The sequence below is a fragment of the Acidovorax sp. genome, assembly GCF_046291265.1.
Taxonomy (GTDB): domain Bacteria; phylum Pseudomonadota; class Gammaproteobacteria; order Burkholderiales; family Burkholderiaceae_C; genus Acidovorax.
The window spans coordinates 21,273-34,038 of sequence record NZ_JBKBTV010000007.1 but is presented as its reverse complement, the minus strand read 5'-3'; the positions used below and the strand labels follow the sequence as shown (position 1 = coordinate 34,038).

12 protein-coding genes are annotated in these 12,766 nt (G+C 63.4%); 6 read left to right on the top strand and 6 right to left on the bottom strand.

What is annotated here, in order from left to right:
* Positions 1–6 precede the first annotated feature (6 nt).
* Together ACK41V_RS04480 and gloB are read right to left on the bottom strand one after the other, a co-directional pair.
* Complete coding sequence (locus ACK41V_RS04480; RefSeq protein ID WP_409778407.1) at positions 7–1,527, bottom strand: transglycosylase SLT domain-containing protein; 1,521 nt, start codon at positions 1,525–1,527, stop codon at positions 7–9.
* Positions 1,524–2,300 (bottom strand): hydroxyacylglutathione hydrolase, encoded by a 777-nt coding sequence (gloB, locus tag ACK41V_RS04475; RefSeq protein ID WP_409778404.1) that lies wholly within the window; start codon positions 2,298–2,300, stop codon positions 1,524–1,526. Before gloB ends, ACK41V_RS04480 begins: the two co-directional genes overlap by 4 nt.
* On the opposite strand from gloB, the gene ACK41V_RS04470 reads away from it, so the two are divergent.
* The 4 genes from ACK41V_RS04470 to ACK41V_RS04455 all read left to right on the top strand — a co-directional run bounded on the left by ACK41V_RS04470 (position 2,299) and on the right by ACK41V_RS04455 (position 8,583).
* Positions 2,299–3,135: a class I SAM-dependent methyltransferase gene (locus ACK41V_RS04470; protein ID WP_409778401.1), complete on the top strand. Its 837-nt coding sequence runs from the start codon at positions 2,299–2,301 to the stop codon at positions 3,133–3,135. The two genes, gloB and ACK41V_RS04470, sit on opposite strands and share 2 nt — an antisense overlap.
* 86 nt (positions 3,136–3,221) lie before the next feature.
* Positions 3,222–3,671 carry a ribonuclease HI gene (rnhA, locus tag ACK41V_RS04465; protein WP_409778602.1) on the top strand — a complete coding sequence of 150 codons (450 nt, stop codon included), beginning with the start codon at positions 3,222–3,224 and terminating at the stop codon, positions 3,669–3,671.
* Between the two features lie 221 nt (positions 3,672–3,892).
* Positions 3,893–5,371, top strand: coding sequence for an efflux RND transporter periplasmic adaptor subunit (locus ACK41V_RS04460; protein WP_409778399.1), 1,479 nt, complete (start codon positions 3,893–3,895; stop codon positions 5,369–5,371).
* Between the two features lie 50 nt (positions 5,372–5,421).
* Positions 5,422–8,583: an efflux RND transporter permease subunit gene (locus ACK41V_RS04455; RefSeq protein WP_409778397.1), complete on the top strand. Its 3,162-nt coding sequence runs from the start codon at positions 5,422–5,424 to the stop codon at positions 8,581–8,583.
* A 58-nt stretch (positions 8,584–8,641) separates the two neighbouring features.
* On the opposite strand, the gene ACK41V_RS04450 is transcribed toward ACK41V_RS04455, so the two are convergent.
* Positions 8,642–8,965 carry a metalloregulator ArsR/SmtB family transcription factor gene (locus ACK41V_RS04450; RefSeq protein WP_409778394.1) on the bottom strand — a complete coding sequence of 108 codons (324 nt, stop codon included), beginning with the start codon at positions 8,963–8,965 and terminating at the stop codon, positions 8,642–8,644.
* 94 nt (positions 8,966–9,059) lie between these two features.
* Between ACK41V_RS04450 and ACK41V_RS04445 the strand changes: the two genes are divergently transcribed.
* Positions 9,060–9,494 (top strand): thiol-disulfide oxidoreductase DCC family protein, encoded by a 435-nt coding sequence (locus ACK41V_RS04445; RefSeq protein ID WP_409778391.1) that lies wholly within the window; start codon positions 9,060–9,062, stop codon positions 9,492–9,494.
* A 34-nt stretch (positions 9,495–9,528) separates the two neighbouring features.
* Positions 9,529–10,242, top strand: coding sequence for a bifunctional 2-polyprenyl-6-hydroxyphenol methylase/3-demethylubiquinol 3-O-methyltransferase UbiG (gene ubiG, locus ACK41V_RS04440; protein ID WP_409778388.1), 714 nt, complete (start codon positions 9,529–9,531; stop codon positions 10,240–10,242).
* A 24-nt stretch (positions 10,243–10,266) separates the two neighbouring features.
* Here the strand turns inward: ubiG and ACK41V_RS04435 are convergent, their stop codons facing one another.
* The 3 genes from ACK41V_RS04435 to ACK41V_RS04425 all read right to left on the bottom strand — a co-directional run bounded on the left by ACK41V_RS04435 (position 10,267) and on the right by ACK41V_RS04425 (position 12,607).
* Positions 10,267–10,593 carry a thioredoxin family protein gene (locus ACK41V_RS04435; RefSeq protein WP_409778385.1) on the bottom strand — a complete coding sequence of 109 codons (327 nt, stop codon included), beginning with the start codon at positions 10,591–10,593 and terminating at the stop codon, positions 10,267–10,269.
* Between the two features lie 93 nt (positions 10,594–10,686).
* Positions 10,687–12,045 (bottom strand): gephyrin-like molybdotransferase Glp, encoded by a 1,359-nt coding sequence (gene glp, locus ACK41V_RS04430; protein WP_409778383.1) that lies wholly within the window; start codon positions 12,043–12,045, stop codon positions 10,687–10,689.
* A 19-nt stretch (positions 12,046–12,064) separates the two neighbouring features.
* Positions 12,065–12,607 carry an N-acetyltransferase family protein gene (locus ACK41V_RS04425; RefSeq protein WP_409778380.1) on the bottom strand — a complete coding sequence of 181 codons (543 nt, stop codon included), beginning with the start codon at positions 12,605–12,607 and terminating at the stop codon, positions 12,065–12,067.
* Positions 12,608–12,766: the final 159 nt, after the last annotated feature.

Here is a 12,766-nt window from a genome sequence, read left to right as displayed (position 1 = left end):
CCTCCCTTAGCGCCGCTTGACCTTGGAGGGCGTCCCGCCCTTGCGCACCTGCGTCACAGGGCGCTTGCTAGCTGCATTGGATCGCGACGCTGAGCGGCCTGCCTGTGGTTGCCGTACCGGCAGATACACCACCACCTGCTGGCCCACCTTGAAGGCCGCATTGGTACGCACATCGTTCCAGTCGGCCACATTGCCAGCGGTCAGTTTGTAGCGCCTGGCGATGCTGGCCACCGTTTCGCCCTTGCCTGCGCGCACAGTAGTGCGGCGGGTCACCACTTCCGGCGTGAAGGCAAGTTGCCCGTTGTCCGCCAAGTGCGACGATACGTCTTGTCGCGTGGTAGTGGACCGCGGCACCATCAATGCAGAGCCTGCCTTGATCAGCATGCGAGGCGGGATGTTATTGACCTTGCGAAGATCGTTCTCGCTGATGCCCGCGCGTTGGGCGGCTTCAGACACGCTCATGGTGGAGGGCACGGACCAGACCGTCCAGCTGGCGTATTGACCCTCTTTGCGCGCCTCGAGGTTGCGGTGAAACACCTTGGCGTTGTCCCAGGGCAGCAGAATCCGCGTAGTGCCAGCTGCAAAAATCACCGGCCGGTTAAAGGACGGGTTGAGCGCGCGAAAATCCGCTTCGCGGATGTCGGCCAGCGTTGCCACCAGTTCCACATCGATGTCGTGGGTGATGTCCACCGTCTGAAAATATGGGTGGTTCTCGATCAGCGGCAGCTCGGTCTTGAACGCATCGGGGTTGGCCACAATGTTCTTGACGGCCTGCAGCTTGGGCACATACATGCGGGTCTCGGCGGGCATGTTCAACTCGTTGTAGCTGGTACCCAGCCCCAACTTCTGGTTGCGTGCAATGGCACGGCCTACGCTGCCTTCGCCCCAGTTGTAGGCGGCCAGGGCCAGGTGCCAGTCGCCAAACATTCCGTACAGCTTTTGCAGATAGTCCAGCGCGGCGCGGGTGGATGCCAGCACGTCGCGGCGGTCATCGCGGAATGCGTTCTGCTTCAGGTCGAAATACGTTCCGGTGGCGGGCATGAACTGCCACATGCCTGCGGCCTTGGCGCTCGAGACGGCCTGGGGGTTAAAAGCGCTTTCGATGTACGGCAGCAGGGCCAGCTCGGTGGGCATGCCACGGCGCTCCAGTTCTTCAACGATATGGAACAGGTATTTGCTGGAGCGCTCTGTCATGCGTTGCATGTAGTCGGGGCGCGTGGCATACCACTGCTCGCGGTCCTGCACCAGCTCGTGCTGCAGGTCAGGCATTGCAAAGCCGCGGCGGATGCGGTCCCACAGATCGGCAGGTGTGGACAACGACGCCACCTCGCCACCCGACGCCTGCGCCAGCGCAATAGGCTGCAGCGGGCCGTTGGGGTAAACCGGTGTGTGGGGGGCTTGGGGTGATGGGGTACTTGAGCTTGCCGGAGCGGTGGTGCCGGCAGTGTTGGTCTCCGATGGCCCGGTGGTGGCGCAGCCTGTGAGCCAGAGAGCACTGGCCAGGCAGGCGATGGTCAAAATTTTCATCGAAACTCGTTTTTCCATTGGCGCAGCGCGGCCAATACCGCCACTGCGTCGTCTTGATGCACCTGCGCGTCATAGCCCTGGGCGGCTTGGGCCACCGCGGTATGGCGTACGCGCAGGAAGGGGTTGATATGTTGTTCAAGCGCCATCTGAGAAGGCAGGGTGGGCAGGTTCTGCGCACGCAGTGCTTCGCACTGGCTGCTGTAATGGAGCAATGCGGCATTGCCGGGTTCCACAGCGCGCGCAAATTTCAGATTGGACAGCGTGTATTCGTGGGTGCAGCACACGCGCGTATTTGCAGGCAAGGCAGCCAGCTGATCGAGCGAGTCGAGCATTTGTGTCGGCGTGCCTTCAAAAAGCCGCCCACAGCCACCCGAAAACAGGGTGTCGCCACAGAACAGCAGCGGCGCGCCATCCATCTCGGGGCAGTAGTAGGCGATGTGGCCTGCAGTGTGCCCCGGCACGTCGATGGTCTCAAAACGCAGACCCAAAACCTGCACCACGTCACCCTGGGTCAAGCGCACCAGCGGCTCGGGAATGCGTTCGCGCGCCGGGCCATAGACCATGGCCCCGGTGGCATCGCGCAAGGCGTCTACCCCACCGACATGATCAGCGTGGTGGTGCGTGACTAGAATGGCTTGTAGCGTGAGGTTCAGGTCCTTCAGGGCCTGCAACACAGGCGCAGAATCTCCCGGGTCTACAACGAGTGCCTGGTGGCCGTTGTGCAGCATCCAGATGTAGTTGTCGGTAAAGGCGGGCAGTGGCAGCAAGTTCATGAGCGATCAAATTATAGGTTTGCACCACTGGTTCGACTCTCCACCGGGCCGCTACCTCCTCGCGTGGGAGCAAGCGCGCTTCGATGAAGCGGTGGCCGACATCTTTGGCTACCACAGTCTGCAACTGGGTATGCCGCTGCTGGATGGCCTTCGCGCCAACCGCATGCCCCACCAGTGGCTGGCTTTGGGCCAAGAGGCGGTGGATGGCTCGATGGCGTTTGTACAGGCTGGTGACGGCGACGGGCCTCTTCAGCGCCGCACCGTGGATTTGCTGACGGAACCCGTGGCCTTGCCCTTCCCCGAGGCGAGCCTGGATCTTCTGGTTTTACCCCACACCCTGGAGCTGAGCATCGACCCCCATGCCGCGCTGCGCGAGGTCGAGCGTGTGCTGGTGCCTGAAGGGCGCGTGGTCATCAGCGGCCTGAATCCCGCCAGTTTGTGGGGCTTGCGCCAGCGGCGCGCCCGGTTGTACCAGCGCATGGGCAAAGGAGCGTTGTATTTGCCAGATGTGGGCGAATTCATTGGCTACCGCCGCCTGCGCGACTGGCTGCGGCTTTTGAGCTTCGAGGTCGAATCGGCGCAATTTGGCTGTTATCGTCCAGCGGTGCGCAGCACCCAGTGGCTGGATCGCTTTGGCTGGATGGACCCTTTGGGTGAAAAGTGGTGGCCTATTTTTGGTGCCGCGTATTTTCTGGTGGCGGTGAAACGGGTACATGGCATGCGGTTGCTGGAGCCCGCATGGCGCACCCAGCGCCAGCGCGCTGCGGCTGCAGTGCCCGTTGCCAACCGCGCCCACGCGGTCGGCGCCACCGCTGCCAAACACAAAAGCGGGTGAAGGAGCGGTTGGCGCGGCAAGCGGCCAACGGGCCCACCGTCCGCACCAGCTACGCCACCCATGAACCGTATGGACAGGAACACAGATTGAATCAGGTCGAGATATATACCGATGGCGCCTGCAAAGGCAACCCAGGCCCTGGCGGCTGGGGCGTGCTGCTGCGCTCGGGCCCTACCGAAAAGGAACTGTTTGGCGGGGAGCTGGGCACCACCAACAACCGCATGGAGCTGTTGGCGGTGATTGAGGCGCTTACCGCCCTTAAAAGGCCTTGCGCAGTCACCCTCTACCTTGACAGCGAGTATGTGCGCAAGGGCATCACCGAATGGATCCATGGCTGGAAAGCCAGGGGTTGGAAGACGGCGTCCAAGCAACCGGTCAAGAACGTGGAACTGTGGCAGCGCCTGGATGCGCTGGTCAGCACGGGTGGCCACCGCATCGAGTGGCGCTGGGTGAAGGGGCACTCGGGGGACCCTGGCAACGAGCGCGCTGATGGACTGGCCAACAAGGGCGTGGACAAGGCTTTGGGCAGGGCCTGACCCCGACCTGCAGCACCCGGCAATGCAGGGCGCTGCGCCAAACTCATAACGAGGGCTCCGAGAGGAGCCTTTTTTTATGCACCCAACATGTAAAGCCTGCGTAAAACCCACCTAGAACCAGCGCATTTGACCTTGGGGAATTGCAACAGTTGGCTGCAGCGCAAGACACACACTGATACATTGGCTGGCTGCCTTTTCATTCCACCCGGTTTCACTGATCCATGGCGTCCAAAAACAGTTACATCGTTTTCGCGGTCATCGGCATTGCTGCCGCATCCGGCGCCGCCTGGTGGCTTCAAAAACCTGCCCAGGCGCCTCGACCGGAAGCGACTGGCGCGGCGGCGGGCAGTGGCTCGCCTGCGGGTGGCGTGGCGCGGGGCGGGCCTCAAGGCGGCGCTGGAGGGACTGGCCGCCCCGTGGCGGTGGAGGTGGTCGCCGTCAGGCAGATGGCGCTGCGCGACGATGCCGAGGCCGTGGGCAGCCTGCGGTCTCGCCAAAGCGTGGTGCTGCGCCCCGAGGTCAGCGGGCGCATCACGCAACTCAATTTCCGCGATGGCGAGCGGGTGCGGCGCGGTCAGGTGCTGGTGCAGTTTGACGACCAGTTGCCGCGCGCCCAGGTGCAGCAAAGCCAGGCCGAGTTGTCCATTGCGCAGGCCAATCACAACCGCAACCAGGAGCTGGTAGCCCAGGGTTTTATCAGCCAGCGTTCGGTCGATGAAAGCGCCGCCAACATGCAGGTCGCGCAAGCCAAGCTGGCGCTGGCGCAGGCCACGGCGTCGCGTCTGAAAATTGTGGCCCCTTTTGACGGCATTGCCGGTATTCGCGGTGTGAACGTGGGTGACTACCTGAAAGACGGCGCAGACATCGTCAACGTCGAAGACCTGGACGCCGTGTACGTTGACTTCCGTCTGCCCGAGCGCCTGCAGAGCAAAATTCGCACCGGTCAGACCGCCCAGGTCGCGTTTGACGCGCTGCCTGGCGTGAGTTATCCCGCGGTGGTGCAGGCCATCAACCCGCAGATTGATGCGGACGGCCGCGCCGTTGCCGTGCGCGGCTGTATTGACAATCGCCGTATGCAACTTCGCCCGGGCATGTTTGCCCGGGTCACCGCCGTTTTCTCCGAACGCAGCGACGCCCGCGTGATTCCCGAAGAAGCAGTGGTGCCCGATGGGGCGAGCCCCTATGTGCTGAAAATTGTGGAGGGCAAGGAGCCGGGCACTCGCATCACCCAGCGTACCCCGGTGACTCTGGGCGCCCGCATGCCGGGGTTTGTCGAAGTGGTGGACGGGTTGAGCACCGGTGACTTTGTGGTTGCGGCGGGCCAGCAACGCATTCAGCGCGATGGAACCGCCGTGCGGGTGGTTGAACTGGGTGCTGCAGGTAACAACAGTTCGGGGCCTGCGGCGCGTGTGGCCTCCGGGCCGACAACGCAGGGTCCAGTCGCTGATGGCGCTGCGCCGCGCGCTGCTGTGGCATCGGCCGCCAATGGTTTGCCGGGCGGGACAGCCGCGGCAAGTGCCCAAATGCCTTCCGCACCTTTAGCGTCTTCAGCCAGCCCGCCAGCGAAAGTTGCTACCCCTCTGGTTGCCCCTTTGCCTGGCCCCAACCCGTGCCAATTGGCGGGCACGTCCAGCCGGTCTACTCCGGTGGCCCCAGCGGCTCGTGTGCCCGTACGACCACCTGCACAACCACCCGCCTAGCACCGGCCCTCACCGCGTTCAGTCCTCACTTCTGAAGCATCTGCACTGCCATGCAACTCGCTGAAATTTCCATACGCCGACCGGTCTTTGCCACCGTGCTGTCGCTGCTGGTGCTGCTGATCGGGGCGGTCAGCTTTACGCGTCTGTCGGTGCGCGAATACCCCAAGATCGATGAGCCGGTGGTCACGGTGAGCGTGCGGTACGCGGGCGCATCGGCCGAGGTGATTGAGTCGCAGGTCACCAAGCCGCTCGAAGACTCGATTGCAGGGATTGACGCGGTGGATGTGATCACGTCCATCAGCCGTGCCGAGCAAAGCCAGATCAGCGTGCGCTTTCGCCTGGAGAAGGACGCCGACAACGCCGCTGCCGAGGTGCGCGACCGTACCGCCCGCGTGCGCAACCGCTTGCCCGACGCGGTCGATGAACCCGTCATCGCCAAGGTCGAGGCCGACGCATCGCCCGTGATGTGGCTGGCCTTCAGTAGTGAGACGCGCAGTCCGCTGGAGATCAATGACCTGGTCAACCGCATCGTCAAGCCGCGCCTGCAGACCGTGACCGGCGTGGCCGACGTGCCCATTTACGGTGAACGCAAATACGCCATGCGCGTCTGGCTCGACCCCGAGCGCATGGCCGGCTACCGCCTGACCACGCAAGACGTGGAAGACGCCATTCGCCGCAACAACCTGGAGCTGCCCGCGGGTCGCATCGAGTCGCAGCAGCGCGAGTTCAGCGTGACCTCGCAGACCGACCTGACGACGCCCGCGCAGTTTGCCAACGTGGTGATTCGCACCGTGAACGGCTTCCCGGTGCGCATCCAGGATGTGGCGCGCGTCGAAGAGGCCGCCGCCAGTGACCGCAGCCGCGTGCGTCTGAACGGCCGCGACGCTATCTCGGTCGGCGTGATCCGCCAGGCCACCGCCAACCCGCTGGAGCTGTCGCAGGGCGTGCGCGCCATGCTGCCCACGCTGCAGGCCGACCTGCCGCCCGATATCGGCATCGACATTGCCAACGACAACTCCTTGTTCATCGACCGCTCCATCAAAAGCGTCTACACCACCATCGCCGAGGCCGTGGTGCTGGTGGCGCTGGTGATCTTCGTGTTCCTGCGCACCTTCCGCGCGTCCATCATTCCCATCATCACCATCCCGGTGAGTTTGGTGGGCAGTTTTGCGCTGATGTCTCTGGCAGGTTTTTCGATCAACACGCTGACGTTGTTGGCGCTGGTGCTGGCCATTGGGCTGGTGGTGGATGATGCCATCGTGATGCTGGAAAACATCTACCGCCACATCGAAGAGGGGCTGGACCCGTTCTCCGCCGCCATCAAAGGCGCACGCGAGATTGGCTTTGCCATCGTGGCCATGACGCTGACCCTGGTGGCTGTGTACGCGCCGCTGGCCTTTACGCCGGGGCGTACCGGGCGGCTGTTCATGGAGTTTGCGCTGGCTCTTGCAGGAGCCGTGGTTGTGTCGGGTTTTGTGGCACTGACGCTGTCGCCCATGATGTGTTCGTTGCTGCTCAAGCACAACCCCAAACCCAACTGGTTTGACCGCTCGATGGAGCGCTGGCTGACCGCTCTGTCGGATGCCTACGGCCGCTTGCTGCGCTGGCTGGTGACGGCGCGCTGGCGCAGCAAAGGCAGCGAGCGCGGCGGAGTGCGCGGTGCTGTCTTTCAGGCCCGCTGGATCGTGGTGGCCGTCATGGCCATCAGCGGTGCGGCACTGGTGTTTGTGTACCCCAGCATGCGACAAGAGCTGTCGCCGCTAGAAGACCGGGGCACCATCCTTGCGAGCGTCACCGCGCCCGACGGCGCGACGCTGGACTACACCAACCGCTACGCTCTGGAGCTGGAGAAAATCGGCCGCGACTACCCCGAGTTTGACCGGGTCTTTGCCAACATCGGCAACCCTACCGTGGCCCAGGGTAGCGTGATCTACCGCACCGTGGATTGGGAAAAGCGCGACCGAACCACGCTGGAGCTGGCGCGGGATCTGCAACCCAAGGTCTCTGGCTTGCCAGGCGTCAATGCGTTTCTCATCACGCCGCCATCGCTGGGCCAAGGCTTTCGGTCGCGGCCGCTGACCTATGTGATCCAGACCTCCGACAGCTACGAAAACCTGAGCCGGGTTGTCTCTGCGTTCATGGCCGAAATCGCCAAAAACCCCGGCATCGTAGGCCCCGACGTTGACCTGCGGCTGAACAAGCCCGAGCTGCGCATCGAGGTCAACCGCGAACGCGCTGCCGACCTGGGTGTAGGTGTGGATGTGGTCGCCAAGGCCATTGAAACCATGCTCGGCGGCCGCACGGTGACGCGCTACAAACGTGATGCCGAACAGTACGACGTGATCGTGCAGACCGCAGCGCGCGGCCGCACCACGCCAGAGAACATCGACACCATCTATGTGCGGGGCCGCAACGACGCAATGATTCCGTTGTCCAGCCTGGTCAATGTGCGCGAAAGCGTCAGCCCCCGCGAACTGAACCACTTTGGCCAGCGCCGCTCGGCCACCATAACGGCCAACCTGTCGGCGGACTACTCGCTGGGCCAGGCGCTGACCTTTATGGACACCACGGCCGCCAAGGTACTCAAACCCGGCTACACCACCGACCTCAACGACACCTCGCGCGAGTTCAAGAGTTCGCAAGGCGCGTTGGGCATCGTGTTTGTCTTGGCGCTGGTGTTCATCTTTTTGGTGTTGGCCGCGCAGTTCGAAAGTTTTATCGACCCGCTCGTGATCATGGTGTCGGTGCCGCTGTCGATGATTGGTGCACTGCTGGCGCTGAAATGGAGCGGGGGCTCCATCAACGTGTATTCACAGATCGGTCTCATCACCCTAGTAGGGCTGATCACCAAACACGGCATCTTGATTGTCGAATTCACCAACCAGCTGCGCGAGCAGGGCATGGAGATGGTGGATGCGCTGGTCAAGGCCTCGGCTCAGCGCCTGCGCCCCATTTTGATGACCACCGGCGCCATGGTGCTGGGTGCGATCCCGCTGGCACTGGCGTCCGGCGCAGGAGCTGAAACCCGCATGCAGATCGGCTGGGTGATCGTGGGTGGCATGTCGCTGGGCACGCTGCTCACCATCTTTGTGGTGCCCACCATGTACACGCTGTTTGCGCGCAAGGTGGTGCCGGGTGCCAACACGGCGGTGGCGGTGGAAGAGCCTGTGCATCCGCTGCCTCCGCATGGGCATGACTACGTCGCGAAGTAGCCTTACTGCGCTTCCGTACGAAGTGCTGCGCTCTGGAAGGTGGCTGACGCGACTGGCGTCAGGTCTTTGTGCCTGTGGCCTTGCTCTTTGCGAGGGCGCGGCTTTCTTTCTTGAGACCGGTGGCCACGGGGCACACGTTTTGCAGAAAGCCTGACAGGGTATTGGCCAGATGGTCTCGTTGCAGGCTGTAGTACACGAACTGCCCGCGCTTTTCTGACGCCACCAGGCCCGCGTTCTCCAGCACCTTGAGATGTTGCGACAGCGAAGGTTTGCTCATCTCGAAGCGGGCGGCGATTTCACCCGCAGACAACTCTGTCTCGGACAGGTAGGCGAGGATCTTTCGCCTTGGGGTGGACGCGAGGGCTTCGAAGATTTTTTCCATCCGCCGATTTTAGCGACGGTAGTCGTTATTTATTTAATTAAGTATTTAGGAATTTAACTAAATATAGATATGATGCAGGCATAGGAGCTTGCACATGACCGTTGCCACAACCCCAGCCACTCCAGCCACAGTGGGCACTAGCGCTCAGACCGCCAGCCAGGTCGCCAATCAAACCACCGTCTACTACAACAGCGCATGTCCCGTGTGCAATGCTGGCATTTGCGCCATGCAGGAGCGGCTGGTGGGCGATGAGGGTGTTGAGTGGGTGGACGTGCATCGCAACCCCCAGGTGCTCGACGCACTCGGCTTGAAACTGGAGGACGTGCGCGAGCGCCTGCATGTGGCCGATGGCGAGGGCCGCATGCGGGTAGGCGCCGACGCGCTGGCGCACGCGCTGCAGCGTGTTCCCCGTTGGCGTGTCTTTGCGGTACCCCTGCGCTGGTGGGGCGTGCGGCACATCTCCCACTTTTTGTACAACGCCTTTGCCCGTCAGCTCTACCGCTGGAACCGTTCCAGGAAGCACTGGTAAGCCAGGCAGCGCACAATTTTTAACGAGCAAAAACATGATTCATACCAATTTTGATGCCGCTGAACTCGCCAAATTCCAGCAACTGGCTGACCGCTGGTGGGATCCTCAGTCCGAGTTCCGCCCGCTGCACGAGATCAACCCGCTGCGCCTGCAGTGGATCGACGATGCCGTCTCGCTGCCAGGCAAGCGCGTGCTGGACGTGGGCTGCGGCGGCGGTATCCTGGCCGAGTCCATGGCGCGGCGTGGTGCCCATGTGCTTGGCATCGACTTGGCCGACAAGCCTCTGAAAGTTGCCACGCTGCATGCACGCCAAAGTTGTGCCAACGTGGTCTACCGCACCATTTCTGCCGAGGAGCTGGCACAAGAGCAGGCCGGGAGCTTCGACGTGGTGACCTGCATGGAGATGCTGGAGCATGTGCCCGACCCGCGTGCCGTCATCGAAGCCTGTGCGCGTCTGGTCAAGCCCGGGGGCTGGGTGTTTTTCTCCACCATCAACCGCACGCCCCTGGCATGGCTGGTGGCTGTGGTGGGGGCCGAATACGTGCTGCGTCTGCTTCCCCGAGGCACGCACGACTACGCCAAGTTCATCCGCCCCCAGGAGCTGGTGGCTGACGCTAGAGCGGTGGGCCTGGCTCTTAAAGACGAGCGTGGCCTGGGTTACAACCCCTTCACTCGGTCATTTCGCCTGCACCGTTCGCTGCGAGTGGGTTACCTGCTAGCGACGAGGAAGGGCAGCGCGTCGCATTGATAGCGAGATGGTCGGGACAGGGTTTCAGTCTGAGATGGTTTGCAGCGCCTGCGCCACCTCGGTGGCGACCTGAGGCCGCACCAGCCGCTCCACTTCTTTGCCATTCTTCAGGAACACCAGCGTCGGCCAGAGCTTCACACCAAACGTGCGCCCCAGGCGCTGACCCGGGCCATCTTCCACCTTGATGTGGGTAATGTCGGCGCGGTCCTTGAGGGCGTTTTCAATCAGCGGCTGGGCACGCTGACAGTGGCCGCACCAGGGCGTGCCAAATTCGACAACAGTGGCGCCGGTGAGGCGGTCCACATCGTCGCGGGAAGGGGGCTGAGCCAAGTGTTGGGCGGAGTAGGGCATGGTGTGAATCGCTTGGGTGTGAATGGGGTAAAAGCTGGATTCAGATTACTGGGGCGGCAGAGGCCATACACCGGCCTGCGGCGTATGGCCGTGTCAGATCACGCCGTCAAACACCATCACATCCAATGCGTCGCCCACCGCGACATTGCCTTGCCCGTGGTGCAGCACGATCAGCCCATTGGCCTGCACCATGGAGCTGAGCACGCCCGAGCCCTGGTTGCCGGTGGTGCGCACCTGCAGCGTGCCGTCGGCAGCGGTGGTGACGGTGCCGCGCTGGTATTCGGTGCGGCCCGGTTTCTTGCGGATCGCTTCGGTGCTGGTCGCGCGCAGCAGCGGGGGCGCTGTGTGGGTGCTGCCCATCATGCGCAGCAGGGCGGGGCGAACAAAGGCGAGAAACGTCACCATCACCGCCACGGGGTTGCCAGGCAGGCCGAACAACACCGCGCCGTTGTGGGATGGGTTAGTATCATTTTGATAGCTGGTAGCGCTTGAAGGATAAGCGCTAGAGGCCAATTTGGCTTGATTTTTTGGGGCGGCAATGCTCCCAACCGCCATCGGGCGGCCCGGTCGCATGGCGATGCGCCAGAAGGCCACGTCGCCCAGTTTTTTCATCATGGTGCGGGTGTGGTCTGCCTCGCCCACGCTCACGCCGCCGCTGGTGATGATGGCGTCGGCCTGCTCGGCGGCGTTGCGAAACGCGGCCTCCAGCAAGGCGGGCTCGTCACGCACCACGCCCAGGTCGATCACCTCCACGCCCAGGCGGGTGAGCAGGCCGAACACGGTGTAGCGGTTGCTGTCGTACACGGCGCCTTCGCGCGGGGGCTCGCCCAGGCTCAGGATCTCGTCGCCGGTGGAGAAATACGCCACGCGCAGGCGGCGGAACACCGTCACGGTGGGCAACCCCAGGCTGGCGACCAGGCCCAGAGCGGCGGGCGTCAGCAGCTCGCCACGGGCCAGTGCCACGTGGCCTTCCATGATGTCCTCGCCCTTGAAGCGGCGGTTGTCGCCGGTCTTGAGCACATCGGCCGCGATGGTGATGTGGCCGTCGGCTGCGGCGGCCGTGGTGAACTCTTGCGGCACTACGGTGTCCAGCCCCGTGGGCATGATGGCGCCGGTCATGATCTTTACGCACTCGCCCGCCGCCACGGTGCCAACCCAGGCCTTGCCCGCCAGCGCGGTGCCGACCACGCGCAGCGTGAGGGGCTGCCCGGCTACCAGCTGTGCGCCCGCAAACGCATAGCCATCCATGGCCGAGTTGTCGTGGGGCGGCACGCTGACGGGAGAGTTCACGTCACTGGCCAGCACGCGGCCCAAGGCGTCGAAGATGCCTAGCGGTTCGGTGCCGGTGACGGGCTCGACCAGGCGCTCAAGAAATACGTTGACGTCGGCGGCGCTCAGGGCCTGCGGGTCGTAGCCTTGCAGTTCGGCGGCAATCTGGGCAATGGTTTTCATGGGTTTCAGTGGCTTTCAATCAGTCATGCAGCACGCGCACCATGTGCAGCTTGTCGAAGCCCACACCGTCCACCACGATGGCATTGGGCAGCAGGCCCCAGGCGCGGAACCCGGCCTGCTCGTACAGCCGCACGACGTGGGTGTTGGACGCGGTCACCGTCAGCACCAGCTGCGTCAGCCCAGGTACGCGGCGGGCGGCTTCGATGCAGTCGGCCACCAGGTGCTGACCGATGCCCTGGCGCTGCGCACGGGGCGCCACCATCATGCCCACCACCACGGCACAGTGGCGTTGTTTGATGCGCTGCTTGCGCTCGCAGCCCAGGCAGCCGAGCAGTTGGCCCGCGGCATCAAAGGCGCCCAGAAAGAACTGGCCGGACTCCGGTGCGCCAAAGCGAGCCACGTACTCGCTGGCATCGCGGCCTACGGAGGATTCGTAGTCGGATGTGAAGGCATCGGGCGCGGTGCGCAGCGCTTCGTCGCGCAAGGTTTTGTAGGCGGCGGCGTCTGCGGCGACCAGAGGGCGGATCTGTACCGGGCTGGTGAATGCAGTCGTAGGGTTCACTCGGCATGAATCCATTGGAACCGTTCACGCTGAGCTTGTCGAAGCGCCGCGCAAGGCTTCGACAGGCCTGTCCTGAGCCTGTCGAAGGGCTCCAGCCCGAACGGATATTTCAGGTTAGAAGAGGCCGAATCGACAATGTCCATACGGATAGCTGGGTCT

What these genes read in the sequence shown, in the direction of transcription:
- ACK41V_RS04480 (WP_409778407.1), bottom strand. Translation starts at nt 1,527, where the DNA reads ATGAAAATTTTGACCATCGCCTGCCTGGCCAGTGCTCTCTGGCTCACA.
- ACK41V_RS04470 (WP_409778401.1), top strand. Translation starts at nt 2,299, where the DNA reads ATGAGCGATCAAATTATAGGTTTGCACCACTGGTTCGACTCTCCACCG.
- gloB (WP_409778404.1), bottom strand. Translation starts at nt 2,300, where the DNA reads ATGAACTTGCTGCCACTGCCCGCCTTTACCGACAACTACATCTGGATG.
- ACK41V_RS04460 (WP_409778399.1), top strand. Translation starts at nt 3,893, where the DNA reads ATGGCGTCCAAAAACAGTTACATCGTTTTCGCGGTCATCGGCATTGCT.
- ACK41V_RS04455 (WP_409778397.1), top strand. Translation starts at nt 5,422, where the DNA reads ATGCAACTCGCTGAAATTTCCATACGCCGACCGGTCTTTGCCACCGTG.
- ACK41V_RS04450 (WP_409778394.1), bottom strand. Translation starts at nt 8,965, where the DNA reads ATGGAAAAAATCTTCGAAGCCCTCGCGTCCACCCCAAGGCGAAAGATC.
- ACK41V_RS04445 (WP_409778391.1), top strand. Translation starts at nt 9,060, where the DNA reads ATGACCGTTGCCACAACCCCAGCCACTCCAGCCACAGTGGGCACTAGC.
- ubiG (WP_409778388.1), top strand. Translation starts at nt 9,529, where the DNA reads ATGATTCATACCAATTTTGATGCCGCTGAACTCGCCAAATTCCAGCAA.
- ACK41V_RS04435 (WP_409778385.1), bottom strand. Translation starts at nt 10,593, where the DNA reads ATGCCCTACTCCGCCCAACACTTGGCTCAGCCCCCTTCCCGCGACGAT.
- glp (WP_409778383.1), bottom strand. Translation starts at nt 12,045, where the DNA reads ATGAAAACCATTGCCCAGATTGCCGCCGAACTGCAAGGCTACGACCCG.